The organism is Nocardiopsis sp. NPDC101807 (genome assembly GCF_044766605.1).
GTDB classification, from domain to species: domain Bacteria; phylum Actinomycetota; class Actinomycetes; order Streptosporangiales; family Streptosporangiaceae; genus Nocardiopsis; species Nocardiopsis tropica.
This window is the reverse complement of sequence record NZ_JBIWMK010000006.1, coordinates 241,129-265,979: the sequence shown is the minus strand read 5'-3', so window position 1 is coordinate 265,979 and position 24,851 is coordinate 241,129. Positions and strand designations below refer to the sequence as shown.

General features: G+C 74.1%; 19 protein-coding genes. 3 read left to right on the top strand and 16 right to left on the bottom strand.

Features of this window, described 5'->3' with window-relative positions:
* Positions 1-2: 2 nt before the first annotated feature.
* Positions 3-2,090: a catalase gene (locus tag ACIRPH_RS20010; protein WP_402916432.1), complete on the bottom strand. Its 2,088-nt coding sequence runs from the start codon at positions 2,088-2,090 to the stop codon at positions 3-5.
* Between the two features lie 228 nt (positions 2,091-2,318).
* On the opposite strand from ACIRPH_RS20010, the gene ACIRPH_RS20005 reads away from it, so the two are divergent.
* On the top strand, positions 2,319-3,173 hold the full coding sequence (locus ACIRPH_RS20005) for an SDR family oxidoreductase (protein ID WP_402916430.1): 855 nt from the start codon (positions 2,319-2,321) through the stop codon (positions 3,171-3,173).
* Positions 3,174-3,361: 188 nt separating this feature from the next.
* Here the strand turns inward: ACIRPH_RS20005 and ACIRPH_RS20000 are convergent, their stop codons facing one another.
* Positions 3,362-3,805 carry a ChaB family protein gene (locus tag ACIRPH_RS20000; RefSeq protein WP_402916901.1) on the bottom strand — a complete coding sequence of 148 codons (444 nt, stop codon included), beginning with the start codon at positions 3,803-3,805 and terminating at the stop codon, positions 3,362-3,364.
* Positions 3,806-4,199: 394 nt separating this feature from the next.
* Between ACIRPH_RS20000 and ACIRPH_RS19995 the strand changes: the two genes are divergently transcribed.
* The gene (locus ACIRPH_RS19995) at positions 4,200-5,126 is read left to right on the top strand and encodes an alpha/beta hydrolase family protein (protein WP_402916899.1); all 927 of its coding nucleotides are present in this window, start codon (positions 4,200-4,202) and stop codon (positions 5,124-5,126) included.
* 440 nt (positions 5,127-5,566) lie between these two features.
* Here ACIRPH_RS19995 and ACIRPH_RS19990 read toward each other — a convergent pair whose 3' ends face one another.
* From ACIRPH_RS19990 to ACIRPH_RS19965, 6 genes are all read right to left on the bottom strand, one after another.
* On the bottom strand, positions 5,567-6,886 hold the full coding sequence (locus ACIRPH_RS19990; RefSeq protein ID WP_402916428.1) for an ABC transporter substrate-binding protein: 1,320 nt from the start codon (positions 6,884-6,886) through the stop codon (positions 5,567-5,569).
* Positions 6,887-6,918: 32 nt separating this feature from the next.
* On the bottom strand, positions 6,919-8,013 hold the full coding sequence (locus ACIRPH_RS19985) for a branched-chain amino acid ABC transporter permease (RefSeq protein ID WP_402916426.1): 1,095 nt from the start codon (positions 8,011-8,013) through the stop codon (positions 6,919-6,921).
* 2 nt (positions 8,014-8,015) lie between these two features.
* On the bottom strand, positions 8,016-8,867 hold the full coding sequence (locus ACIRPH_RS19980) for a branched-chain amino acid ABC transporter permease (RefSeq protein WP_402916424.1): 852 nt from the start codon (positions 8,865-8,867) through the stop codon (positions 8,016-8,018).
* A gap of 11 nt (positions 8,868-8,878) precedes the next feature.
* A complete protein-coding gene (locus ACIRPH_RS19975) occupies positions 8,879-9,598 on the bottom strand; it encodes an ABC transporter ATP-binding protein (RefSeq protein ID WP_402916422.1) in 720 nt (239 codons plus the stop codon).
* Positions 9,595-10,407: an ABC transporter ATP-binding protein gene (locus ACIRPH_RS19970; protein WP_402916421.1), complete on the bottom strand. Its 813-nt coding sequence runs from the start codon at positions 10,405-10,407 to the stop codon at positions 9,595-9,597. Before ACIRPH_RS19970 ends, ACIRPH_RS19975 begins: the two co-directional genes overlap by 4 nt.
* Positions 10,408-10,500: 93 nt before the next feature.
* On the bottom strand, positions 10,501-13,320 hold the full coding sequence (locus ACIRPH_RS19965) for an AAA family ATPase (RefSeq protein ID WP_402916419.1): 2,820 nt from the start codon (positions 13,318-13,320) through the stop codon (positions 10,501-10,503).
* Positions 13,321-13,738: 418 nt separating this feature from the next.
* On the opposite strand from ACIRPH_RS19965, the gene ACIRPH_RS19960 reads away from it, so the two are divergent.
* The gene (locus ACIRPH_RS19960) at positions 13,739-14,902 is read left to right on the top strand and encodes a glutamate--cysteine ligase (RefSeq protein ID WP_402916417.1); all 1,164 of its coding nucleotides are present in this window, start codon (positions 13,739-13,741) and stop codon (positions 14,900-14,902) included.
* Between the two features lie 49 nt (positions 14,903-14,951).
* Here the strand turns inward: ACIRPH_RS19960 and ACIRPH_RS19955 are convergent, their stop codons facing one another.
* The 8 genes from ACIRPH_RS19955 to ACIRPH_RS19920 form a co-directional block, all read right to left on the bottom strand.
* Complete coding sequence (locus tag ACIRPH_RS19955) at positions 14,952-15,959, bottom strand: carbohydrate kinase (RefSeq protein WP_402916415.1); 1,008 nt, start codon at positions 15,957-15,959, stop codon at positions 14,952-14,954.
* Positions 15,956-17,281, bottom strand: a complete 1,326-nt coding sequence (locus ACIRPH_RS19950; protein WP_402916413.1) for an AGE family epimerase/isomerase — start codon at positions 17,279-17,281, stop codon at positions 15,956-15,958. The genes ACIRPH_RS19955 and ACIRPH_RS19950 overlap by 4 nt, the downstream gene beginning before the upstream one ends.
* Before the next feature lie 296 nt (positions 17,282-17,577).
* Complete coding sequence (locus tag ACIRPH_RS19945) at positions 17,578-18,426, bottom strand: alpha/beta fold hydrolase (protein WP_402916411.1); 849 nt, start codon at positions 18,424-18,426, stop codon at positions 17,578-17,580.
* A gap of 173 nt (positions 18,427-18,599) precedes the next feature.
* The gene (locus tag ACIRPH_RS19940; protein WP_402916409.1) at positions 18,600-19,940 is read right to left on the bottom strand and encodes an acyltransferase; all 1,341 of its coding nucleotides are present in this window, start codon (positions 19,938-19,940) and stop codon (positions 18,600-18,602) included.
* Between the two features lie 514 nt (positions 19,941-20,454).
* Positions 20,455-21,282, bottom strand: a complete 828-nt coding sequence (gene nadE / locus ACIRPH_RS19935; protein WP_402916407.1) for an ammonia-dependent NAD(+) synthetase — start codon at positions 21,280-21,282, stop codon at positions 20,455-20,457.
* Between the two features lie 168 nt (positions 21,283-21,450).
* Positions 21,451-22,035 (bottom strand): putative glycolipid-binding domain-containing protein, encoded by a 585-nt coding sequence (locus ACIRPH_RS19930; RefSeq protein ID WP_402916405.1) that lies wholly within the window; start codon positions 22,033-22,035, stop codon positions 21,451-21,453.
* Between the two features lie 125 nt (positions 22,036-22,160).
* Positions 22,161-23,729: a sodium/proline symporter PutP gene (gene putP / locus ACIRPH_RS19925; RefSeq protein ID WP_402916897.1), complete on the bottom strand. Its 1,569-nt coding sequence runs from the start codon at positions 23,727-23,729 to the stop codon at positions 22,161-22,163.
* 297 nt (positions 23,730-24,026) lie between these two features.
* The gene (locus ACIRPH_RS19920; protein WP_402916403.1) at positions 24,027-24,755 is read right to left on the bottom strand and encodes a FadR/GntR family transcriptional regulator; all 729 of its coding nucleotides are present in this window, start codon (positions 24,753-24,755) and stop codon (positions 24,027-24,029) included.
* Positions 24,756-24,851 lie beyond the last annotated feature (96 nt).

The window sequence follows — 24,851 nt, the reverse complement described above, 5'->3', positions numbered from 1 at the left end:
CGTCAGGCCGGCACCGTCGCGGTCGGCCGGTCCCAGATCCGGTGTCCCCCGACCAGCCGCGCGAACTCCGCGACGCAGTCGTCGCCCGCCCCCTCCGACACGACGACCCCCAGCTCGGTGCGCGTGCCCCCGGCGGGTGCGAAGGTCCCGTCCGGGACCGGCAGGGACGCGAGGAGCCGCGTGCCCTCGCCCACCGCCGCCACCGCCTTGTGGTGCTTGTACGCCTCCAGGACGAAGTGGACGGCCACGCCGTCCTGCGCCAGGGTCTCGGCGGAGGAGGGCCCTCCCGGCACCACGACGGCGTCGTACAGGACGGAGGACACGGTCGTGTAGGCGCGGTCCACGGTGACGGGGTCCCCGGCGCCGGCGCGCACGGCGCCGTCCGTCGCGGCGAGGAGCTCCACCACGGCGCCCTCGGAGACCAGGCCGTCCCGGAAGGCGTGGACGGCGGCGGCGTCCACGCCGTCGGCGACGAGCACCGCGATCTGGCGGCCCGTCAGCGAGCCGAAGGCGGTGTTGGCCATGCTGACGGCCGGGGAGGAGCGTCCGTGGTTGGGCGTCCCCTCCGTCTCGGGCGGCTCCACCCCGATCCCCTCGGCCACGCGGGCCGACAGCTCGTGGTCGACGTGGTTGAGGTTGGCGACCACCCGCTGGCGCACCGCGAGCTCCTCGCACTTGCCCAGCTCGAAACGGAACCCCGCGACCAGGTGCTCGCGCTCCCAGTCGGCGAGGCTGTTGTAGAACAGCGTCGCCTGGGAGTAGTGGTCGGCGAAGCTCTCGCTCCGCACCCGGATCTTCCCGCCCTCGACCTTCTCCGCGTAGTGGCGGTAGACGCCCTCGTCGGCCAGCGCGGGGCAGCCTCCCCCCAGCGAGTTCGGGTAGTAGGAGGTCTGCCCCCTGTGCACCCTGTGCTGCGCGAAGCCGTCGCGCTGGTTGTTGCTCACCGGCGCCACCGGCCGGTTGACGGGGATCTGCTGGAAGTTGGAGCCGCCCAGGCGCAGCAGCTGGGTGTCGAGGTAGGAGAAGTTGCGGGCCTGGAGCAGCGGGTCGTTGGTGAAGTCGATCCCCGGCACCACGTTGGCCGTGTGGAAGGCGACCTGCTCGGTCTCGGCGAAGAAGTTGTCCGGGTTGCGGTCCAGGACCATCTTCCCGATGGGCCGGACCGGCACCTCCTCCTCCGGGATGATCTTGGTGGCGTCCAGCAGGTCGAAGTCGAAGGCGTGCTCGTCCTCCTCCGCCACGAGCTGCACGCCCAGCTCCCACTCGGGGTACTGGCCGCGCTCGATGGCCTCCCACAGGTCGCGCCGATTGAAGTCGGGGTCCTTGCCCTGGATGCGCTGCGCCTCGTCCCAGACGAGGGAGTGCGTGCCGAGCAGCGGCTTCCAGTGGAACTTGACGAAGGTGCCCTTCCCCTCGGCGCTGACGAACCGGAAGGTGTGCACGCCGAACCCCTGCATGGTCCGGTAGCTGCGCGGGATCGCCCGGTCCGACATCAGCCACATCATCATGTGGGTCGTCTCGGGCTGGAGGCCGACGAAGTCCCACAGGGTGTCGTGCGCCGACTGCGCCTGCGGGATCTCGTTGTGGGGTTCGGGCTTGACCGCGTGGACGAAGTCGGGGAACTTGATGCCGTCCTGGATGAAGAAGACCGGCATGTTGTTGCCGACGAGGTCGTAGTTGCCCTGTTCGGTGTAGAACTTCACGGCGAACCCGCGCACGTCCCGCACCGTGTCGGCGGAGCCGCGCGACCCGGCGACCGTGGAGAAGCGCACGAAGACCGGCGTGGTCACGTCCGGGCCGCTCAGGAAGTGGGCCGCGGTGAGGTCCGAGAGCCCCTCGTAGGGCTGGAAGCGGCCGTAGGCCCCCGCCCCGCGCGCGTGGACGACGCGTTCGGGGATGCGCTCGTGGTCGAAGTGGGTGATCTTCTCGCGGGCGTGGAAGTCCTCCAGGAGCGTGGGGCCGCGTGCGCCGGCCCTGAGCGAGTTGTCCGTGTCACCCACGCGCACGCCGGTCTCCGTGGTCAGCGGTTGCTCGGAATCGGTCCTCGCCGAGTCGAGCTGACGGTCCTTCTCGGTGCGTGCGTCGTCCATGGAAGCCCTCCGTTGGTGAGACCTCAGGTGCTGGCATGAGGGGTTTCTCCACTCACGGTGACCGAGCCGCTCCACCTCCAAACATGGTTGTCCCGCTTTTGGAGGGGAGTTCACCGTTCCGTCCGGCCGTGTCCGCGAAGGCCCGGGCCGGGGGCGGGTTCCGCGTTGGAGGGGCGCGGAGTCGGGTAGGGGGAGCCCCACGCGAGGCGCCAGAGAGAGGAGAAGCCCATGTCCGAGACCCGACCTCCCGCGCAGAGCCAGCCGTACCCGGGGCGTACCGAGCCGATGGATCCGCAGCCCAGGGACGAGATGAGGGACTACGAGGGGCGCGGTCTGCTGGAGGGCAAGCGCGCCCTGATCACGGGAGGCGACTCCGGGATCGGCCGTGCCGTGGCCGTGGCGTTCGCCAAGGAGGGGGCCGACGTCGTCTTCGGCTACCTCAGCGAGGACGCCGACGCCCAGCACACCGTGGGCCTGGTCCAGGAGCAGGGCCGCAAGGCCGTGGGGATCCGCGGCGACCTGGCCGACGAGTCGTTCTGCTCCCATCTGGTCGGTCGCGCGGTCGAAGAACTCGGCGGGATCGACGTCCTCGTGGAGCACGCCGCCACCCAGTCCCCGGTCGAGCAGTTCACCGACCTGACCACGGAGCAGCTGCGCCGCACGTTCGACGTCAACGTGATGGGGGTGTTCTGGACCGTCCGCGAGGCGCTGGAGCACATCCCCGACGGCGGTTCGATCATCATCACCGGGTCGATCAACGGCCTGCGCGGCAACGACTCGCTCATCGACTACGCGGCGAGCAAGTCCGCGGTGATGAACCTGTCGCTCTCGCTCTCGCAGGTGCTCCGCGACCGCGGCATCCGGGTGAACTGCGTCGCGCCCGGCCCCGTCTGGACGCCGCTCATCCCGGCCACGCTCGGGGAGAAGGGCGCCGAGGGGTTCGGCGAGCAGGCGCCGATGGGACGGGCCGCCGAACCCGACGAGATCGCCCCGTCGTACGTGTTCTTCGCCAGCGACCGCCTGTCGTCGTACTACTCGGGCGAGACCCTGGCTCCCACGGGAGGGGAGATCCAGGCCGGCTGAGCCCGGGCGCAACGGACGCGGGGGCGGGGGCCGCGCGGGCCCCCCCCCCCCCCCGGCGCCGGGCCCGTCCCGGCCGCGCCGCGGCCCCCGTTCAGTCGCGGCCCGGCAGGAACTCCCGCGCCTTGGCGGCGAGCCCCCGGCGCGCGGCGCGCACGGCCGCCCGCCCGCGGTGCGGGTGGTGCGGTGGGTCAGGAGGAGCGGCGGGACCTCGAGGACCCGCTCTTCCCGGAGCCCGAGGTCCGCCGGTTGCTCTCCTTGCGGAGCGCCTCGACGAGCTGGGGCTTGGTCATGGACGAGCGGCCCTGGATGCCCAGCTCCCTGGCCCGGCCGTAGAGGTGGTCCTTCGTGGCGTTGGCGTCCACGCCGCCGGCGGTGGGCAGGTCCTTGCCGCCCCTGTTGCGCCCGGCCCTCGGGTTGGCGGCCTGGGCGTCGGAGGGCCCCGAGCGCTGCTTGGGCACCCAGTGGTCGCCCTGCTTCTCGAACTTGTGCTTGAGCGCCGCGATCGCCACCCTGTGGGCGCGCTCCCCCTCGCCGTACTCCTCCACCGCCGAGTCGTGCGCCTTGATCCAGGTGTCCTGGGCCTTCTTCGGCGACCGCTTCAGGGTCGCCGGGAGTTCCTTCGCACCAGGCACTGTCCTCACTCCCCGATCCTCGTTGGTTCTCGGTGCCCACCGCCCTGCCCGGGAGCCGACCGTGCAAAACACCGGGAACCGCCCCCGGCGGAGCCCGTGCCCGTCCCGGAACCGGGCACCGCCCCGTCCCGACCTGCCACGACTCCGGCACTGGTGATCCAACGGATGCACGTTCACACCATCGACTTCATAGTGAATTAACGGAGAAACATTTTCCCGGAACCAGGTCCCATTCGATTTCCCGGCCCCCTTATCGGGATTCGCAAAGGGCACGGTGTGAGCTGGCCGGACCCCCGTCCGGGCACATCTCCTTTCCTGATGGTTCTCCGGTCCGCGTCCACCCCGGGACCCGCGGATTCCCGCTGTACGAGAAAAGGAAAACGACGTGCTGACAATGAATCCCCCCTCCCCCGAGCTCCGTGAGGACTCCGGCCGTCCGCGCTCCCGGACGGCCCGGTTCGCCGCCCGGTCGGCGATGGCCCTCGCACTGGTCGCGGGCCTCTCCGGCGGTCTCGCCTCCCCCGCCCAGGCCGCCAGTGAGTACGAGCGCGGCCCGGACCCCACCGAGCAGAGCGTCACCGCCGTCCGGGGCCACTTCGACACCGACACCGACACCGTGTCCTCCCTGGTGAGCGGTTTCGGCGGCGGCACGATCTACTACCCGACCGACACCAGCGAGGGCACGTTCGGCGGCGTGGTCATCGCCCCGGGCTACACCGCCGGGCAGTCCTCGATGTCCTGGTACGGGCACCGGATCGCCTCCCAGGGGTTCGTGGTGTTCACGATCGACACCACGACCCGCTACGACCAGCCCGACAGCCGGGGACGCCAGCTGGACGCGGCCCTGGACTACCTGGTCGAGGACAGCGACGTGGCCGACCGCGTGGACGGCGACCGCCTGGCGGTGATGGGCCACTCCATGGGCGGCGGCGGCACGCTCGCGGTCGCCGACGACCGGCCCGAACTGCGTGCGGCGATCCCGCTGACGCCCTGGCACACCCAGAAGCGCTGGTCCGACATGGAGGTCCCGACGCTGGTCATCGGGGCCGAGAACGACAGCATCGCGTCGGTGCGGACCCACTCCATCCCGTTCTACGAGAGCCTGCCCGGCGACCTGGACCGGGCCTACCTGGAGCTGCGGGGCGCCTCCCACTTCGCGCCCAACCTGTCCAACACCGCGATCGCGAAGTACAGCATCTCCTGGCTGAAGCGGTTCGTGGACGAGGACGAGCGGTACGAGCAGTTCCTGTGCCCGGCGCCCGACACCGGGTTCGGCACGGACTTCTCCGACTACCGGGACTCCTGCCCGCACGGGTCCTGACCCGGGCCGGGCCCCCGTGGCCCGGACGGCGGAGAGCACGCAGGCGGCGGCCCGGAGGGACTTCCCTCCGGGCCGCCGCCCCGTCCTACCGGTCCGCGGGGAGCGCCCCCGCACGGCGACGGGCGCACCGGAACCAGCAGGACGAACCAAGCCGCCCGCGAGGCACGAGCCAGGCGCAGGAGAGGACGAAGGTTCCGGTACCCCGCGACCGGAGCACCGCTCCGAGCCCGCGAGGAGCGCGAAAGCACGGCGACGGGCGCACCGGAACCAGCAGGACGAACCAAGCCGCCCGCGAGGCACGAGCCAGGCGCAGGAGAGGACGAAGGTTCCGGTACCCCGCGACCGGAGCACCGCTCCGAGCCCGCGAGGAGCGCGAAAGCACAGCGGCCCGGAGGGACTTCCCTCCGGGCCGCCGCCCCGTCCTACCGGTCCGACCCCGGTCAGTCGTGGAAGTCCAGCTCCTCCGGGGGCAGCCGCTCGAAGTCGGTCTCCTCGATGGCGCCGCCCTCACGGTCGGTCACGCGGGGGCCCTGGACCATCTCGATGGTGCCCCCCGCCTGGTACTGGACCACGTACACGCCCTGGTGTCCGCCGTGGTCGCCGCCGCTGGAGGAGAAGGGCAGGAGGCCCGGCCCCTGCCACTCCTGGGCCTCCATCGCGTCGACGAGCGACTGGCGGGTGAGGTCCTGGCCGGCCGACCTGAGGACCTGGGCCACCATGACGGCCTGGGTCATGCCGAACACGTGGGTGTTGGTGACGGTCTCCCCCTCGCCGTACTCCCCGTAGACCTCCAGGAAGAACTGGGCCCACTCGTCCTCCTGGTCCTCGACGCGCGGCATGTAGCTGGTGACGAGGGCGCCGTCCAGGAACGCGTCGGCCGGGACGTCCTCGGCGTCCGTGTCCTGGGTGAACTCGGCGAGCAGGCCCTGGAGGGTCGCGGTGTCGCCGCCGATGCTGGAGACGACCCACTGCGGCTCGTAGCCGATGCTCGCCGCCTCCAGCATGGCGAGGGCGACGAACGCCGGGATGCAGGAGCAGACGACCACCTCGGCCCCGGTGCGCTCGAACTCGGCGATCTGGGCGCTGAGGTCGGACACCTCGGACTCGTAGTGCTCGCGGGCGACGACCTCGTCGACGAGGTACTGGTCCAGGCCCGCCTGGGAGTCCTCGCCGATGTCGTCGTTCTGGTACAGGTAGCCGACGCTCTGGCCGGAGAAGTTCTCGCTGATGTACTGGCCCTGGATCTTCGCCTCCTTCGTGTAGTCGGTCTGCCAGCCGTACGTGAGCGGGTGTTCCTCGGTGTTGTTCCAGGCCAGGGCTCCGGAGGACGGGAAGATGTCGGGCACGCCCTCGTCGTTGAGGTAGTCGATGACCCCGCCGTGCGTGGGCGTGCCCAGCCCGCCCACCATCGCGAAGATCTCGTCCTCCAGGACCAGCTGGCGGGTGACGTCGATGGTCTGCGCCGGGTCGTAGGCGTCGTCCTCGACCCGGTAGTCGATCTGGCGGCCGTGGATGCCGCCCTGGGCGTTGACGTAGTCGAACACGGCCCTCGCCCCCTGGGAGACCGCCAGGTATCCGGGGGCGGCGGGTCCGGTCAGGGGCTGGTGGGAGCCGAGGACGATGCTGTCGTCGGTGACGCCGGTCGACACGTCCAGGTCGGCCTCGCCGCCGTCGGCGACCTCGCCCGCGCCCGTGCAGGCGGTCGCCATGACCGTCAGCGCGAGGGCGGCGGCGAGCACGCCCGGTGTTCCTCTTCGCATGGTGGTTCTCCTTCGGTGGGGGGGTGGAGGGATCAGCGGGTCGTGGAGGGCCGCAGCCGGGAGCCCAGGCGCGTGAGCGCGCCGTGGAGCCCCAGGGGCCAGAAGCGCAGGACGAGGATGAGGACGACCCCGAAGAACACGACCGGGAGGTTGTTCTCGACGTTCCTGCCGAGTTCGAGGGAGCGGGCCAGGTCGGTGGCCCAGATCTGGAGGTAGACGACGGTGACCGCCGCCCAGAGCGCGCCCCACAGGCTGCCGATGCCGCCGAACACCAGGGCGGCGAGCAGGGTCAGGGACAGCACGAGGGTGAAGCTGCTGGGGGTGGCGGTGCCGAGCACGTAGGCCTGCAGCCCGCCGCCGAGGCCCCCCGCGGCGGAGGCGATGACGAACGCGACCACCTTGGTCTTCCCGACGGGGACGCCCGCCATGGCGGCGGCCGTCTCGTCGTCGCGCAGGGCGCGCATGCGGCGGCCCAGGCGGCCGGAGGAGATGGTGGCGAGCACGGCGAGGCCGATGACGACGGTGGTCCACACCACGAGCGCCTTCCACTCGCTGTCGGTGAAGACCCCCTGGAGGAACGGCGGCGCCCCGGCGGTGCGGATGTTGAGCCCGTTGCTGCCGCCGAGGAACTCGTGGTAGCGGTGGGTCAGCCCGGGCAGTCCGACCGCCAGGATCAGGGTGGCCCCGGCGAGGTAGGGGCCGTGGAGGCGGGCGGTGGCCGCGCCGACCGCGATGCCCGCGACCGCCGACACGGCGACGATGATCAGCAGGTTCGCGGCGATGGGCAGCATCGGCTGGTGGAGGACGAGCAGCGTCATCGTGTAGGCGCCGATCATCATGAACGCCCCGTGGCCGAGCGACACCTGGCCGCTGCCCCCGACGAGCAGCTGCAGGCCCGCGACGGCGAGCATGGTGTAGCCGACGGCGGCCAGGCGCAGCGCGGTGAGGTCCCCGGTGACGAACAGCAGGCCCGTCACCGCGGCGAGGCCGAGCGCCGCGAACAGGAGGTGGCGCAGCGGCGAGGGCAGTGTCCGCCGGCTCCGGCCGCGGGACGTGTCGGGGCTTCCCGCGGCGTGGGAGCCGGGGCCGGTGGCGCGTTCCGCGCTCTTTCCGATGGGCGAGGACATGGCTACACCTTCCGCGCGGTCGGACGGGACAGGATGCCGTCGGGGCGCACGCTCAGGACGGCGACGACGATGGCGAGGGCCGTGAGGGTGGCCAGCTCGGGGCCGGCGTACCCGGACACGTAGGACATGCCGAGGCCGATGAGCAGCCCGCCGACGACGGCGCCGAACGGGTTGTCCAGGCCGCCGATCACGGCGGCGGTGATGCCGTAGACGAACACGACGTCGAACACGTTCGGGGAGATGAACGGGGGTCCGGCGAGCATGCCCGCGAGGGCCCCGATGCAGGAGGCGACGGCCCACCCGGCGGTGAGCATCAGCCCGACCCGCACGCCGCTGAGCCGGGCGGCCTCGGGGTGGAAGGCGGCGGCCCGCATGCGCAGGCCGAGCGGGGTGAACCGGTAGAGGGCGAACAGCAGGAGGGCGACGGCGCCGACGGACGCGAGGGCGAACACGCTGGACGGGGCGAAGCGGCCCACGTAGCTGAACGCGTACCGGAACCCGTGCTGCTCGTTGCCCCAGACCATGCCCACCAGGCCCTGGACCACCAGGAGGAGGCCGAGGGTGACGATGATGGCGTTGAGCTGGGAGACGCGGGCGATGGGCCTGATGACGAACCGCTCGACCGCCGCACCGGCGACCAGTCCGGCCGTCAGCGCGGCCGCGAACCCGAGCCAGTAGGAGCCGGTGATCCCGGTGACGGTGTAGGCGGTGTAGACCGCGACCAGGGCGAGCGCGGGCTGGGCGAAGTTCACCAGGCGCGTGGCCTGGTAGATGATCACGAGGGACAGCGCCAGTGCCGCGTAGGCCGCCCCGGTCGCCAACCCGTTGAGGGTCAGGTTGATGAAGTGGGTCATGGGGGTGCTCCTCAGAAGCCCAGGTAGGCGTGGCGCGTGCGGTCGTCGGAGAGCAGTTCGGAGGAGGGGCCCTCGGCGACGACCCGACCCTGGTTGAGCACGAACCCGGTGTCGGTGACCGCCAGCGCCCCGGCGGCGTTCTGCTCGACGAGGACGACGGTGAGCCCGGTGCGGTCCCGGAGGTCGCGCAGGAGGCCGAAGATCTGCCGCGTGACCAGGGGGGCCAGTCCGAGCGAGGGCTCGTCCAGGAGCAGGATCCGCGGCCTGCCCATGAGGGCGCGGCCGATGGCGAGCATCTGGCGCTCGCCGCCGGAGAGGGTGCTCGCGGTCTTGCCGCGCCGTTCGGCCAGGGGCGGGAAGAGCTCCATGACCTCGGTGAACGTGCTCCTGTCCCGGCGGTCGGACCGCCACAGCCCGCCCAGGCGCAGGTTCTCCTCCACGGTGAGCTCGGCGATGACGCCGCCCCCCTCGGGGACGTGGGCGAGGCCGAGGGTGATGGCCTTCTCCGTGGGGAGCCGGGTGATGTCGTCCCCGTCGAGGAGGACCCGGCCGGACGAGGAGGGGTGGAGGCCGGTGACGGTCCGCAGCAGCGTGGTCTTGCCCGCGCCGTTGGCGCCGAGCACGGCGCAGATCCCGCCGGCGGGGACGGCGAGGGAGACGCCGTCGAGGGCCCGGACGGCGCCGTAGGAGGCGCTGAGCCCTTCGACGGTGAGAAGGGGGGAGGCGGTCATCGGGGGGCTCCGTTCGTGTGGCCGGGGCCGGCGCCGTCGGAGGCGCCGAGGTAGGCCCGGGTGACGAGGGGGTCGGCCTGGACCTCCTCCGGCGTCCCCGTGGAGATGACCCGGCCGAAGTCGAGGACGACGATGCGGTCGCAGACGCGCATGACCAGGTCCATGTGGTGTTCGACCAGGACCACGGCCATGTCCCGGCTGAAGCCGCGGATCTGCTCGGCGAGGGCGTCGATCTGCGTGCCGGACAGCCCGCTGGCGGGTTCGTCCAGGAGGAGGAGTTCGGGTTCGCCGACGCAGGCGCGGGCGAGGGCGACCTGCTTCTGCAGGCCGTAGGGGAGGGTGCCGGGGAGCCGGTGCGCGTGCTCGGAGACCCCGAACGCCTCCAGGGCGGCGAGGGCGCGGTCGCGCAGCTCCCTCTCGTCGCGGTGGTGCCGCCCGAGGCCGGTGATCAGGGAGAACGCCCCTCCGGAGGCGAGGCGGTCGGCTCCGGCGACGACGTTGTCCAGGACCGTCATCATCGGGAAGAGGTTGAGGCCCTGGAAGGTGCGGGCGATTCCGGCGCGGGCGAGGTGGTGGGGCCGGCGGCCGGGCGGCGGGGCCCCCTTCCAGGTGATGGTGCCCGCGGTGGGCCGCAGCACGCCGGAGAGGACGTTGAACAGGGTGGTCTTGCCCGCGCCGTTGGGGCCGATGAGGCCGACGACGGACCCCGGCGCGACCTGGAGCCCGACGTCGTCGAGCGCGGTGAGGCCGCCGAAGCGCACGGTCACACCGTCCGCTCTCAGGAGATGGTCCGCTGCGGTCGTTGTCATGGCTGCCTTTCTCGCGTTTGCCGACCGAAAACCCGTACCGACCAGTTGGTATGACGGGGGCGTCCGGCGGCCCTGGGACCGTCGGACCGGAGGTCAGTTGAACAGGCGGGCCAGGTCCACGCGGGACCTGATGTTGAGCTTGCGGAAGATGCCGCGCAGGTGGTGCTCGACCGTGCGCGGGCTGATGAACATGTGCGCGGCCACCTCGCGGTTGGTGGCCCCCTCGGCGACCAGGCGGGCGATCTGCTGCTGTTGCGCGGTCAGCTCGCCGGCCGCGTGCGGCCCGGGGTCGGGGCCGCGCTCGGCGGTGCCGATCGCGCGCAGCTCGGCACGGGTCTGCCGTACCCACAGCCTCGCGCCGAAGCGCTCGAAGGTCTCCACCGCGTTGTTCAGGTGCTCGCGGGCCCGGCCGGGCAGGCGCGCCCTGCGGAGGAAGGCGCCGAACAGCAGCTGGGTGCGGGCGTGCTCGACGTCGTCGTCCCCGCAGGCCCGGTGCAGGGCCAGGGCGTTCTCGAAGTGGTCGGCCGCCTCGTCGCCCGTGGACAGGAGCCCGGAGCCGCGCGCGGCCAGGGCCAGCGCGCTCGGGCTCCCCACCGACTCGGCCCAGCGGCGGTACCCGGCCAGGGAGGTGCGGGCCCACTCCGTCTCGCCCGTCCTGACCGCGGCCTCCACGAAGTGCGGGGCGGTCAGCAGCCGCATGGTGGGGTGGCCGTGGCCGGGGGCCGAGTGCACCAGGGAGCGCAGCCGGAAGAACGCCTCCGCCGCGTTGCCCCGGGACAGCTCCAGTACGGCGAGCGCCCACGCCGCCAGGGCCGCCGCCAGCCCGAGGCTGTTCTCGCCCGCCTGGGACGCGACCGCGCGGGCGCGGATCCGGCAGGTGTCCACGTCGCCCTGGATGGCCGCGATCATGGCCAGCGAGGCCAGGTGCTGGGTGGCCCAGATGGTCTGCCCGCTCTCGCGGGACACCCGGAGGCCGGTGAGCGCGGTACCGGCCGCGGACGGGAACCGGCCGCTCCAGAACTCGGAGAAGACCAGGAACCCCAGCGCGGCGGGGAGGGTGGCCTGTTCCCCGCGCGCCCGGCCGACCTCCGCCGCCCGGGAGGTCGCCGCCCGGACGAAGGGCGCGTCGGCCAGCCGCAGTCCGGTGATGCCCGCCCAGATCAGCTCGGAGGGCTTGGCGATCTCCGCGAGCCCGGTGGCCTCGCGCAGCAGGGGCGTGGACCCCGGGTAGTCGCCCCGGAAGGAGATCACGCACCCCTCCAGGAAGGCCGACAGCAGGCGCATCGGCGCCGGGTCGTCGGTGCGGACCAGGGAGACCGCCAGCTCGGCGGCACGGGCGTGGCGTCCGGCGTCGCCGGCCAGGGAGGCGGAGTCGGCGGAGCGGACCAGCGCACGCAGGGCCAGGAAGCGGTCGTGCGGGATGAGCTCGCGCCCGACGGTGTACAGCCGCTCGGCCACGTCGAGGGCGTTCTCGCCGCGCATGGCGATCTGGGCGTCGATGAAGTCGACGGTGACGCGGCGCCGGTCGGAGACCGCGAGCGGACGCGCCTGCGACAGCAGGCGGGTGGCGCGCTCGGTGCGGCCCGCCATGTAGGCCTCGTAGGAGGCGGTGGTCAGGCGGCAGGCGCGCTCGTCGGAGTCCGGTGACAGCCAGGCGGCGCGCTCGAACGCGTGGGAGGCGGCGAGGCGGCCCTCCAGCCGCTTGGCCCGGCGGGCGGCGGCGGACACCGCCTCGAACAGGTCCGCGTCGGGGGCGCTCGTACCCGCGGCGGCGTGCAGGGAGAACTCCACGGGCGACCGCTCCGGGTCCACCGCCCCGGCCAGCGCCCGGTGGGCCTCGCGCAGCCGCCCGGCGGGGGTGTCCTGGGCGATCGCCTCGCGGGTCAGGGGGTCCGTGAAGACGACGGCGTCGCCCTCGACGCGGACCAGGCCCCGCTCCTCCGCGGGTTCGAGGTCGGTGATGTCCGCGTCGGCCCCGCCGAACGCGGCGAGCAGCAGGTGGACGCGGGGCGCGGCGCTGAGCGAGGCGAGCAGGAGGAGGCGGCGGGCCCGCTCGGGCAGCTCGCGGTAGGGGGCGAGGAAGTCGCCGCGCAGGCGGCCGGGCAGGCGGGGCGGGTCGGGCAGCGGCTCCTCGCCGAGGAGCTGCGCCGGGGCCAGTCCGCGCAGGTAGCCGAGGACGGCGGCCGGGTTGCCGTGGGCGGCCCGGACGAGGGCGGCGCGGACGGCGGAGGCGAGGGTGACGGGGGCGCTGTCGGTGAGGATGTCGTGCACCGCCCGCTCCTCCAGGGGGGCGAGGAGGAGTTCGGCGATGCCGGGCACGAGCGCGTCGGGGGTGGGTTCGCCCATGGTCTCGGGCAGGCGCGCCCCGGCGGGCTTGCCGTGTCCCTCGCGCGCGGTGAACAGGGCGGCGACCGGGGTGCCGCCGAGCCGGCGGGCCGCGAAGGACAGCGCGTCCAGCGAGGGGGCGTCCAGCCGGTCGGCGTCGTCCACGCAGACCAGCAGCGGCCGGCCGCGCCCGGCGGCCGTGCGGGACAGGAGTTCGGGCAGCGCGGTGTAGAGGGCGAGCCGGTCGGCGTCGGCCACCGCGCCGCGGGTGAGGGCGTCCCTGAGGAGCGGGCGCCAGGGCTCGGGGAGCCCGTCGACCTCTGCGCCGAGGGGGCGGAGCAGGCGCTGGAGCCCGGAGAAGGGGAGGTCCGCCTCGTCGGAGATGCCCCCCGCGTGGAGCACGGTGAAACCACCGGCGGCGCCGCGTGCGTGGTCGAGGAGGGCGGTCTTCCCCCTCCCGGGACCGCCGGAGACGAGCAGGGCCGCGCCCCGTCCGGACCTGGCGCGGCCCAGGGCGTCGGCGAGGGCCCGCGTCTCCGTGTCACGGCCACGGAGGCGGGTGGGGGGTTCGGGTTCGCTGCCTTCCACGTGCTCACATTCGCACAGCGGCACCCCGTCACGGCAGGTGCGGAGGCCCACACTGGTCGTTTCACCGATGCCCGCACGGAGTCGCACGCGGCGGCTCCCGCGGGCTCGGGACGCCCTTCGCGAGGACCCGGGGGACGGGTGTGTCCGGCGGTGTCCCAGCACCCACCTGCGTTTCCACACCCCCGCAGGAGTGACGTCTCTCACTCCGCGCGGCGGTCCGGGGCCCCGCCGGGGATTCACCGACTCCGGGGGCGGTTATAAAGCCGTAACGCGCGCGCAACGTCACACCCGCGATTCCGACAAAGAGGACAAACGAAACAACGGATAGCTCTTTGTCTTCTTCGGGACACTGTCGCGGCCGCCCTGCACGGGATATCCAGTCCGGGACACCCCCGGACGGCAGGAGGGACCGACGCCCATGGAGAACCGCTCCACGACGGCACACGGCCAGTGGTTACCGGCATCCACCCACACCCGCACCACCGCGAGAAGCCCCACGTTCGGTGTCGAGGAGGAGTTCTTCGTCGTCGATCCGCGCACACGCCGGATCCTGTCCCGGGCGCCCGAGCTCCTGTCCCGCACCCGCATGCCGGACGAACGCCTGTCCGGGGAGTTCAGCCGCGTCCAGGTCGAGGCCAACAGCCCCGTGTGCGAGACCGCCGACGACGCCCTGCGGTTCCTCCGCGCGGCCCGCGGCGAACTGGCGCGCTCCGCCGACGAGGCCGGGCTCGCCGTGGCGGCCACGGGCACCGCCGTCATCGGCGACACCTCGGCCGCCCTCGTGAGCGACGGCCCCCGCTACGCCGACATCGCCGCGCACGCGGGAGGACTGCGCACCTCCCACATCGTGTGCGGTTGCCACGTGCACGTGGGCATCCCCGACCGCGAGACCGCCGTGGCGGTGAGCGACCACCTGCGGCGCTGGCTCCCCTTCCTGGTGGCGCTGTCCGCGAACTCGCCCTTCCACGCGGGGGCCGACACCGGCTACGCGAGCTGGCGTTCCATCACCTGGAACCGGCTGCCCTCCGCCGGGCCGCCCCCCATGCTGCGCTCACTGGCCGAGCACGAGCGGGCGGTGCGGGCGCTGTCCGCCGCCGGAGCGATCCTGGACAGGCACATGGTCTACTGGGACGTCCGCCTGTCCGACCACCTGCCCACCCTGGAGATCCGGGTGGGTGACGTGGCCGCGACCGCCGAGGAGGCGCTGCTGTTCGCCGTCCTCACCCGCGGCCTGGCCACCCGCGCGCTCGCCGACGTCCACCACGGCAGGCCCGCTCCGGAGATCACCGACCAGGCCCTGCGCGCCGCCATGTGGCGCGCCGCCCGGGACGGTCTGGAGGGCAGCGTCCCCGACCCCCTCACCGGCGAGTGCCTGCCGGGGGCCTACGCCCTCGAACGGCTGTGGAACGCGGCGCTCCCCGGCCTGACCGCCAACGACGACGCCGACGTGGTGTCGGCACTGCTCGACCGGGCCCGGGAGGCCGGGACGGGGGCGGCCCGCCAGCGCGCCGCGTACGCCCGGCGGGGGTACCTCACCGACGTGGTCGACCACGTCGTCCGCGGGACGCGCGAGGGCCTCTGACCCCGGCGCGGACCGCGCGGGGCCGCCGGTCGACCGGCGGCCCCGCTGTTCAGACGGCGCCCCCCGAGGGGTCGGCCAGGTCCGCGAGGACCGGCGGGTCCGCGCCCTCACGGGTCACCGTGACCGCGGCGGCGGACGCCGCGAACCGCAGCATCTCCTCCAGGTCCTCCCGGGTCGTGCCCGCGAGACGGGCCCGGGGGCCGTCGCCCAGCAGCTCGCGGCGGTCCAGCCAGGTCAGCAGCGCTCCCATGAACGAGTCGCCCGCGCCGACCGTGTCCACCACTTCGACCTTCGGCGCCTCGACCGCCGCCTCCACGCCGTGGGAGACCGCGAGGGCCCCCTCGCCGCCGAGGGTCACCACGACCAGCGACGGGCCGAGGGCGGCGAGGGCGAGGGCCGCCCGCGACGGCGACAGGTCCGGGTACAGGAACGCCAGGTCCTCGTCGCTGGCCTTGACCACGTGCGCCTGCGCGCAGTGCCGCAGGGCCAGTGCCCGCGCGGTCGCCGGGTCGCCGATGACGTCCTGCCGGATGTTGGGGTCCAGGGTGAGCGTCACCCGCCCCCTCCCGTGCTCGCGGCGCAGCAGCGACTCGATCCGGGAGGCCCCCGGCTCGCGGAACAGGGCGATCGACGCGGCGTGCAGGGCGCGCACCTGCGGCTCCAGCTCCTCCGGGAGTTCGCCCGCACGCCAGTGCCAGTCGGCGGCGTCGTCCATGCGGAAGTCGTAGCGGGCCGAGCCGTCCGGACCGAGCGAGGCGAGGGCCAGGGCCGAGGGCTCCTCCGCCGCCAGGAGGCCGGCGGGGTCCAGCCCCTCCCCGAGCAGCCGCTCACGGATCATCGCGCCGAAGCCGTCCGAGCCGATCCGGGCGAGCAGGCGGGTCGGGGTGCCGAGCCGGGCCGCCGCGACGGCCGTGTTGGCGGGCCCCCCTCCCGGGGAGGCCCGCAGCACGCCGGCGCCGTGGCCGGTGGGCAGCAGGTCCATGACGTTCTCACCGATCACGACGAGGCGGGCGGGCCCGCCCGCCGCCCTCGTGCCGTCCGTGCTTCGCTCGGTCACTCGTGTTCTCCGGGGGCCGGGGCGGACGTCGCGGGGAGCGCGGCCGCGAGGGAGGTCGACAACCCGATCTGGGGCAGAAGGGTCGCCTGGTAGGCGTGGTAGACGTCGGGCTTGCCCGCCCAGACGCTTCCCGCCGGCCGGTTGGCCGGATCGAGTTCGTGGTGCCAGCTGCCGTGCTCGCCGTCCAGGTGGAACCTGGCGGCGTAGTCCCACCAGCGGTCGTAGAGGAGGGTGTACTCGCCGTCGCCCGTGTGCCGGGCCAGCGCCCAGGCGGCCATCGTCGCCTCGGCCACCACCCAGTGCATGCGCTCGCGCACGACCGGGCCGTCCTGCCAGTCGAGGGTGTAGACGAAACCGTCCTCGCCGTCGACCCCCCACCCGCGCCGGACGGCGTGGGAGAACAGGCTCCGGGCGTCGGGGGTCAGCCAGTCGGGGACGTCCTCGCCCGCCCGGGTGAGCGCGATCTCCAGGTGGACCAGCAGCCGCGCCCATTCGAGCAGGTGGCCGGTGGTGCTTCCGAAGGGGCGGAAGGGGTGGTCCGGCCGGTCCCGGTTGTAGTCCGGGACGGGCTCCCAGGCGGGGGTGAAGTGCTCGGGCAGGCGCCAGTCGTGGGCGGCGGCCACACCGTGGACCAGCCGTTCCGCGACGGCGAGCGCGCGACGCGTCCAGAGGGTGTCGCCGGTGGCGTCGGCGGCGGCGAGGAACGCCTCGACGCAGTGCATGTTGCTGTTGGCGCCCCGGTACTCCTCGGTGGCCCCCCACCCGGCGTCCCAGCTCTCCCGGACGGCCCCCGCCGACTCCTCCCAGAAGCGGGCGTCCATGACCCGCAGCGCCTCGTCGAGGAGGTCGCGGGCGCCGGGGCGGCCCGCGGCGGTGGCGGTGGAGGCCGCCAGGACCACGAACGCGTGCTCGTAGGCGGACTTGCGCGGGAGGTCGGCCCCCGGCCCCCGCCCCTCTGCGTGGGAGCGCTCCCGGGACTCGTCCCCGGCAGCGCCCCCCGCCTCCGGGCGCCCCTCCGGAACCCGGTCGAACCACCCGCCCAGCTCCCCGTCGCGCAGCGGCCCGTCCGCGAGCGCGGCCACCCCGTGGTCGGCGAGCCGGCCGGCGTCCGCGTCACCTCGGAGGTGGGCCAGGGAGAACACGTGCGTCATCCGCGCGGTGATCCAGGTGGCGACCGGCCGGTCCCGCTCCACCCCGCCGCGTGCGTCCAACCAGCCGAAGCCGTCGGGCACCGCGGAGCCCGCGGCGAAGGCGCACAGCCTCCGCTCCTCCTCCCGCAGCCACTCGGGATGCCCCGGGGCGCGGTGTGTCGATGCTGTCAATCCACTGCCTCCTCGTCGGTACGCCGGACCACGCTATCCCGCGAGGTCGACGCGGCGGTAGCCCAGGGCCCGGCGAACCGGCCCCCGGACACGGGCCGCCGGGACGGTCACGGCGCGGACCCGCACGGAGCGCCGGGGCGCGGCGGGACCCGGCCCGGGTGGGCCCGCGACGGGCCGGACGGTTCGAGGGCCCGGGCGCTCCGGCCCGGCGGGCGGGGGCCCGGGCGGCATCGCCGGGGGCCGTCCGCGCGGTCGGCGGCCTCGGCCCCCGGACCCGCCCCCGCCGGGGGATCCGCTCACCGGCCGGGGGGCGGCGGAAGGGCCCGCCCGCGGGCGGCCCGCCGTCCCCCCAGGTCGGCGGCGCGGCAGGTCCAGCGGATGTGCTCGGCGACCGTGACGGGGTCGTCGGCCATGGGGATGTGCCCGCTGCCGATCAGGGAGACCATGCGCGCGTTCGGCACCCGTTCGTGGGCGTGCACCGCGCTGGAGGGCAGCAGGGTCCGGTCGCGGTCCCCCCAGGCGATGGTCACGGGGCAGTCGATGGGCCGCGCCGCGAAGTGGTACTCGGCGATGCGCGGGACCATCCGCACGTAGGGGGCGCCCGGTTCGAGCCCCTGCACGCTGAAGCGGGTGGCCTTGGCCCCGGGCGAGGAGGGGTCGCCCCGCAGGGCGATCCGCGCGGCGGCCCGGGCGGGCGCGGTGTTGGCGAGGCGCTCCTTGACCGGCGTCGGGATCCGGGTCGCCAGGTTGGCGGCGGCGCCGACCGCGCGCATCCCCCACCGGGCGAGGCTGTCGGAGAACCCGGCCGGGGAGAACACCGTCACCGACCCCGCCAGCCCGCGGGTCCCCAGTTCCAGGGCGATCGATCCCCCGAGGGAGTTCCCGGCCAGGTGCGGGCGCTCCCAACCGTGCAGCTCGCAGAGGGCGCGGACGTCCTCGGTCATGCTCAGGACGTCGTAGGGCTCGTCGGACCCCGGCGCCGGGGTCGAGCCGAAGCCGGGCAGGTCCACACAGATGACCTGGTAGTCCCGGGCGAGCCGGGTCATGACGACCTTCCAGCTCTGGCGGCGGTCGCCCAGGCCGTGGAGCAGCACCAGCGGGCGACCGCGCCCGCGCCGTTCGAAGGCGATGCGTGTCGGGTCCATGCTGTCCGGTCTACCCGCTCCGGCGCGTCGCCACCACCGGGCCCGGGGCGGGCCGCCGGAGGGCGCTCCGGACGTCCGCCCCGGCGCGGGCGGGGGGGCGGACCGCGGTCCGGCCGGGGACGGCGGCGGCCCCGGTCCCCGTGCGGGGACCGGGGCCGCGCCGGAGCGGGGCGTCAGACCCGCACGGGCGCCCGCGTCAGCATCAGGCCCGACAGGACCGCCAGCAGCCCGAGCAGGGGCGCCAGTCCCACGCCCAGGCCCGAGACCGTCAGTATCAGCATCCCGCCGCCGATCAGCGCGGCCGCGACCAGGACCCGCAGCATGCCGGGGGAGCCGCTCAGCGCCTTCGGCGGGTTCTCGAACCGCACCGCCCAGTGCGCCAGCGGCGCGATCATCGGCAGCAGGACCGCCAGGCCCAGCACGCCCCACAGCAGCCACGTGCCCGTCAGCGGCGCCGGGGTGTCGATCCCCAGGCCGAACACCAGGACCCCCGCGACCACGCTGACCGGGATCATGTGCCACAGGTAGACCGTCATCAGCTGCGGGCAGACCCGGTCCAGCATCCGCGCGGGCCCGGGGCGGTCCGACCACGCGCCGATCCTCTCCCGCAGCAGCACCGCGACGCCGATCTGGAGGACGCCCAGGGAACCGAGCACCAGGGTCGGCGGGGACACGTTCGAGGTCTCGGCGGCGAACACGCCCGTCATGTTCACCGAGTACGGCCCGGCCAGCACCAGGGCCAGCGCGGCGACGCCGCCGCCCACGGCCATCATCGCCGCGTAGCGGAGGCGGATCGCCCCCGTCGCGTAGCGGAAGCCGAGCTGGTGGATGCCCAGCCACACGAACGCGATGTTCAGGTACCCGACCCAGTCCGCACCGGTCCCGTACCGGACGGCGTCGACGGCGACCGCGCCGGCGAGCAGCGCCGCGGGCACCCACCAGCCGAACCTCTCCTGCGCGCCGAACAGCACCGGGGTGGCCACCACGACCAGCACGTACACCGCCAGGAACCACAGGACCATGCCCGCCGCGCCCGAGCCGACCAGGACCGACTCCGCGGGGGCGCCGCTCAGCACCAGGAGGTGGGAGGCGGTGATCCACACGACCGCGAGCGGCACCACGGGCCAGGCGAGGCGGCGCAGTCTGCGCGCGTACCAGGTGGAGGCCGTGACCCCCTTGTCCGAGGCCGAGCGCCAGCTGATGAGGTTCGCGGCCCCGCCGACGAAGAAGATCAGCGGCATGACCTGGACGACCCACGTGAGGGCGAAGCCGCCCTCGGTCTCCAGGACGCTTCCCGCCTCCAGGACGCCCTGGTCCTGGGCCAGGACCGGGAGCCACCAGTGCTGCATGACCACGAGGGCCATGACGAGGAGCCTGATGACGTCGAGAAACCTGTCCCGCCCCGCTCCGGGCCGGGGGACCCGCTGTTCGGCGGCGGGTGAGGCCGCGTGGACGGTGCCGGGCGGGGGCGCGGCCAGCACGCCCCCGCCCTCGTTCTCGACGGTCACGGTCATGTCGCTCCTAGGTCTTCCCGTGCACGGACCCCTGGGCACAGCGTGTTCCCAGTGGTCGGAGCCGACCGGGATCAGGGGGGGGTGGCAACGCGTTCTCCAACGCGCCCTACGACGGGCCCGCGTCGGTGTCGGCAGATCGGTGACGCGCGTTTCTACGACCTTAGGCGGAAGAGGCGGGTGGTCGCGATGGATCTGACGCCCCTTTTGAACCGGCGGTTCGCACTCCCCGAAAAGGTGGTGCCTGCACCACCGCACGGGGGCGCCCGGCAGGGTAGTGGGGCCCGGGCGGGAAGGACCGCGTCCGGAGGCCCGTGGCGGGGGCCGGAGCCGGGCGAGGACACGGCGGGCCGGCGCGGGGCGTCGGGCGGGCGCGAGGGCGGCGCCGGCGTGGGCGGCGCGGGACGTCGGGGGCCTCCCGGACCGGTGGCGGACGTCACCGTCCCCACCGGTACCGGAGGCCCTCTCGTCGTGTGTCGGGCGGGGCGGCCGTCAACGGCCCCCGCGGTCGGTACGCCTACGGAGCGGTGGGCAGCGCGCGCTTGTGCGCGGTGGCGCGGTACCGGTCGACCAGCGTGGTCTCCACGTGCCCGGGCACCGGCAGCCCCTCCAGGAAGTCGTCGATCTGGTCGTAGGTCAGACCGAGCGCCTCCTCGTCCGGCTTCTGCGGCGACAGGGTCTCCAGGTCGGCGGTGGGGACCTTCGAGACCAGGTCGTCCGGGGCGCCGAGCTCCGCGGCGACCGCGCGCACCCGGCGCTTGGTCAGCCCGGTCAGCGGGACGACGTCCACGCCGCCGTCGCCGTACTTGGTGAAGAACCCCGTGACGGCCTCGGCCGCGTGGTCGGTGCCGATCACCAGTCCGCGCAGGCCGCCGGCGACGGCGTACTGGGCGATCATTCTCTGCCTGGCCTTGACGTTCCCCAGGACGAAGTCCTCGGAGGCCTCGGTGTAGGCGAGACCGGACTCGGCGAGGGAGGCCGCCATGGCGTCGCTGGCGGGCTTGACGTCCACGGTGAGGCAGCGGTCCGGCGCGGTGAGGTCGACGGCGCGCGCGGCGTCCTCCTCGTCCTTCTGCGCGCCGTAGGGGAGGCGCATGGCGACGTACTCGGCGGTGTGCCCGGCCTCCCGCGCGCGGTCCACGGCCCGGCGGCACAGAAGACCGGCCGTCAGCGAGTCGACGCCGCCGCTGATGCCCAGGACGAGGGCGGTGGCGCCGGTGGTGGCCAGCAGTTCGGAGAGGAAGGTCACGCGCCGTTCGATCTCGGCGCGCACGTCGAAGTCCTCGGGCACGTCCAGGTCGAGGATGATCTCGCGGCGGGCCCGGCTCAGCTCGGTGTGGGTCACAGCTCTCCCCCGTGGGTCTCGTGCGTGTTCCCGCCGATTATCGCGCGCGGGACGGCGGGCCGCGCGGCCGGGGCCTCGCCGGTCGCGGAAGGAACCGGGTCCGGGCCCGCCGCGGTCGCGGCGGAGGGCCGGGGCGGGTCGGGGAGGGCCCGCGGGAGCGGCGCGGGCTCAGTCGTCCGCGCGCAGCCGCCGGGCGAAGCGCTCGTAGTCGACCACCACGCCGTGCCCGTCCACCGAGAGGCGGTACTCGCCGTGCAGGGGGTCCCGGTAGGTGTAGCGCTCCAGTCCCCCCTCGGCCGGGTGGCGCGTGTAGCGCTGCCGGACCCGGCGCACCCGCAGGGAGGGGATGTCGATCCAGACGACCTGGATGTCCCGGTACTCGCCGGGCCGCAGGCCCAGCCGGCGGATCGGGAGGGTGTTGGTCAGCGGGGTGGCGGCGACGTCCACGTCCAGGCAGCCGACCAGGCCGGGGAGGGGGTTCCCCTTGGCGTCGGACCAGTGGCCGCCCTGGGCGGTGAGGACGACCTCGGCCGCGCCCCGGCCGCTCACGACCTCGGCGCGCACCTCCCTGGTCGCCCAGGCGAGATCGGTGCGGACGGTGAAGCGGGTGAAGAACCGCTCCTCGTCCTCGACCACGGCCTCCCCCGCCTCCAGGCGGTAGCCGTCGGGCTCGGGAAGGAGTGTGCCCAGACCGAGCCCCTCGGGGACGTCGGTCCGCGCCCATGCGGCTGGATGTTCCGTCGGTGACGACATGTCACCGTTCTACCGCTCTCCGGGGCCGGTGCGCCAGGCAGGGCGGGCCCGCACCGGGTGCGGTGCGGGCCCGTGCCCCCGGAGCGGGGCCGACGCACCGGGGCGCGGCCCCGGCGCGTGCGGGGTCAGACGCCGGCGGCCTCCTCGGTCGCGGGGCCGGGCCCGGCCGCACGGAGTTCGGCCCCGACCCGGTCGAAGTCCTCCTCCATCTGCTCGCTGACCTTCGCCAGTCCGTTGAACACGAAGGTCGCGACGAGGCTGAGGGCGACGGCGGGAACCATCGCGTACAGGCCGATGCCGAGGTAGGCGGCGTCGACGACGTCCCAGAGGATCGCGGTGGCGCCGCCCGCGATCATCCCCGCGAGCGCCCCGGCCCAGGTCATCCTCTTCCAGAACACGGAGAGCACGAGGATCGGACCGAAGCCGGCGCCGAAGCCGGCCCACGCGTAGCCGACCAGGTCCATCACCGACTGGTCGCCCCACAGCGCGATCGCCGCGGCGGCCAGGGCGACGACCACGACGGTGACGCGGCTGATCCACAGCAGCGCCCTCGGGTCGGCGTCCCTGTCCACGAAGGCCTTGTAGCCGTCCTCGGTGAGCGCGGACGCCGCGACCAGCAGCTGTGAGTCGGCCGTGCTCATGACGGCGGCGAGGATGGCGGCGAGCAGGAGCCCGGCGACCAGCGGGTGGCTCAGCGACTCGATGAGGAGCGGGAAGACCTGCTCGGGGTTGCCGAGGGGGGTGTCGAAGTAGGCGATGCCGATGAAGCCGATCGCCACGGCCATGGCCATGGCGCTGACCGCCCAGGTGACGCTGATGACGGCGGCCTTCGGGATGTCCCCCACCGACCGGATGCCCATGTAGCGGGAGAGGATGTGGGGCTGTCCGAAGTAGCCCAGGCCCCAGGCCAGCCCGGAGAGGATGACGACCCAGCCGAGGGTCTCCGTGGTGGCCCACCGGCCGAGGTCGGCGTCGAGGGAGACCCCGCCGACGGCGGACAGGAGGCCGTCGCTCCTGGCGGACACGCCTTCGGCCAGGCCGCCGAAGCCGCCGAGCGCGGTGATCGCCATGACGGGGACGACCAGCAGCGCCAGCCACATCATCGCGGCCTGCACGACGTCGGTGTAGGAGACCGCGAGGAAGCCGCCGAGGACGGTGTAGAGCACCACGATGCCGACGCCGATGGCGATGCCGGGGGCCGGTGAGAGACCGAAGACCTGGTCGAACAGGGCCGCCATCGCGACCAGGCCGGAGGCGACGTAGAAGAAGTAGAAGACGATGATGAGGATCGCCGAGACCCCGCGCAGGAGGCGGGTGGGGTCGTTGAACCGGTTCTCCAGGAACGAGGACAGTGTCAGCGAGTCGGAGTCGCCGCCCGCGCGGGCGTCGGTGACCCGCTCCGTGTACACCCGCAGCCGGGGGGCGAGGAGGACCCAGCTCCCCGCGAAACCGCATGCCAGGCCCACGGCGATCCACGCCTCCCCCAGGCCGGAGACGTAGATGGCGCCCGGCAGGCCGAGCAGCAGCCATCCGCTGAAGTCGCTGGCGTTGGCGCTCAGGGCGGCCACCCAGCTGTTGAGCTGGCGGCCCCCGAGCACGAAGTCGGACTGCGAGACGGTCCGCTTGTAGGCCCAGAGGCCGATGGCGACCATGCCGGCGAGGTAGACCGCGAAGGTTCCGATCGACCAGAGCATCGATTCGCTCAAGACCGGCTCCTCCCTTCCCTTGAGCGCGCGACTGATGCCTTTACGCGCTGTTTACGGACATTGCTCGCGATCACTACCCCCCGTTGCACGGGTCACAACGACTGTGCGGTGAACCACACCTCTTCGAGACCGCATCGAGTCCTCGGGGGGCGCTGTTTGTCCGAGCGGCCATGCGGTGCGCCCTCCGTTTGTCCGATCGGACAGGAGGGGTGCGGGCGATCGCGGGGCCGCCGGGCCGCCGGGCCGCTCGCGGGCGCGCCGGGGTCCGGGGCCGTCCCGGCGGGTTCAGCCGAACCGGGCGCGGAGCCCCGACTCCACGGCGGCGAGGTGCGCGCCCAGTGCGCGCCGGGCCGCCTCCGGGTCGCGGGCGCGGACGGCGCGCACGATCTCCCCGTGCTGGGCGTTGCTGAGCGCGATCCCCTCCTCGGTGGGCGGGGCCGTGTCCATGAGCCCGTTGACCCGCATCCGCACGTCCGTCAGGACGGCGGTGAGCTCCTCGGAACCGGTCAGGCGGGCCAGGGTGACGTGCAGGACGGTGTCGAGGCGGCGGTAGGCGGCCCGGTCGGCCCGCTCCGCGGCCGCGAGGTCGACCGACAGCAGGCGCTCCTGCTCTGCGGTCAGGCCGGTCTCGGCGAGCCGGACCACGACCCCGGTCTCCAGGCCCCGGCGGAAGGCGAGCAGGTCGTCCAGCCCGGCGCCCGCGGCCGCGAGGCCGCGGAGGGCCTGGCCGGGGGTGGGCCGGGGCGGGACGCCGCGGACGAACGTCCCGCCGCTGCGCCCCCGGCGCGCCTCGACGTACCCCTGGTCCTGGAGCAGGCGCAGGGCCTCGCGCAGGGTGACGCGGCCGACGCCCAGCCTGGCCGCGAGGTCGCGCTCGGCGGGGAAGCGGGCCCCGGCGGGGACCACGCCGAGCCGGATCGCGCACAGCAGCCGGTCGACGGTGGCCTCCAGGGCTCTGCCCGACGGCACCGGGCGGAAGACCGCCTCGGCCGCGGGATCGGTGGGAGGGTCCACACGGTCAGCTTAGGCTGGCCCCCGGCCCTTCAGGGTCCGCGGCCGCCGAGGCGGCGCCCGCCGCCCCCCGGCAGCCGTGCCGGGTCCGGCCCGCGC

Bases quoted from the DNA above. Each gene is read 5' to 3' on its own strand.
- ACIRPH_RS19995 (WP_402916899.1), top strand. From the start codon at position 4,200: ATGAATCCCCCCTCCCCCGAGCTCCGTGAGGACTCCGGCCGTCCGCGC.
- ACIRPH_RS20005 (WP_402916430.1), top strand. From the start codon at position 2,319: ATGTCCGAGACCCGACCTCCCGCGCAGAGCCAGCCGTACCCGGGGCGT.
- ACIRPH_RS19940 (WP_402916409.1), bottom strand. From the start codon at position 19,940: ATGACCGTGACCGTCGAGAACGAGGGCGGGGGCGTGCTGGCCGCGCCC.
- ACIRPH_RS19975 (WP_402916422.1), bottom strand. From the start codon at position 9,598: ATGACCGCCTCCCCCCTTCTCACCGTCGAAGGGCTCAGCGCCTCCTAC.
- ACIRPH_RS19930 (WP_402916405.1), bottom strand. From the start codon at position 22,035: ATGTCGTCACCGACGGAACATCCAGCCGCATGGGCGCGGACCGACGTC.
- ACIRPH_RS19980 (WP_402916424.1), bottom strand. From the start codon at position 8,867: ATGACCCACTTCATCAACCTGACCCTCAACGGGTTGGCGACCGGGGCG.
- ACIRPH_RS19960 (WP_402916417.1), top strand. From the start codon at position 13,739: ATGGAGAACCGCTCCACGACGGCACACGGCCAGTGGTTACCGGCATCC.
- ACIRPH_RS20010 (WP_402916432.1), bottom strand. From the start codon at position 2,090: ATGGACGACGCACGCACCGAGAAGGACCGTCAGCTCGACTCGGCGAGG.
- putP (WP_402916897.1), bottom strand. From the start codon at position 23,729: ATGCTCTGGTCGATCGGAACCTTCGCGGTCTACCTCGCCGGCATGGTC.
- ACIRPH_RS19985 (WP_402916426.1), bottom strand. From the start codon at position 8,013: ATGTCCTCGCCCATCGGAAAGAGCGCGGAACGCGCCACCGGCCCCGGC.
- ACIRPH_RS19945 (WP_402916411.1), bottom strand. From the start codon at position 18,426: ATGGACCCGACACGCATCGCCTTCGAACGGCGCGGGCGCGGTCGCCCG.
- ACIRPH_RS19990 (WP_402916428.1), bottom strand. From the start codon at position 6,886: ATGCGAAGAGGAACACCGGGCGTGCTCGCCGCCGCCCTCGCGCTGACG.
- ACIRPH_RS19970 (WP_402916421.1), bottom strand. From the start codon at position 10,407: ATGACAACGACCGCAGCGGACCATCTCCTGAGAGCGGACGGTGTGACC.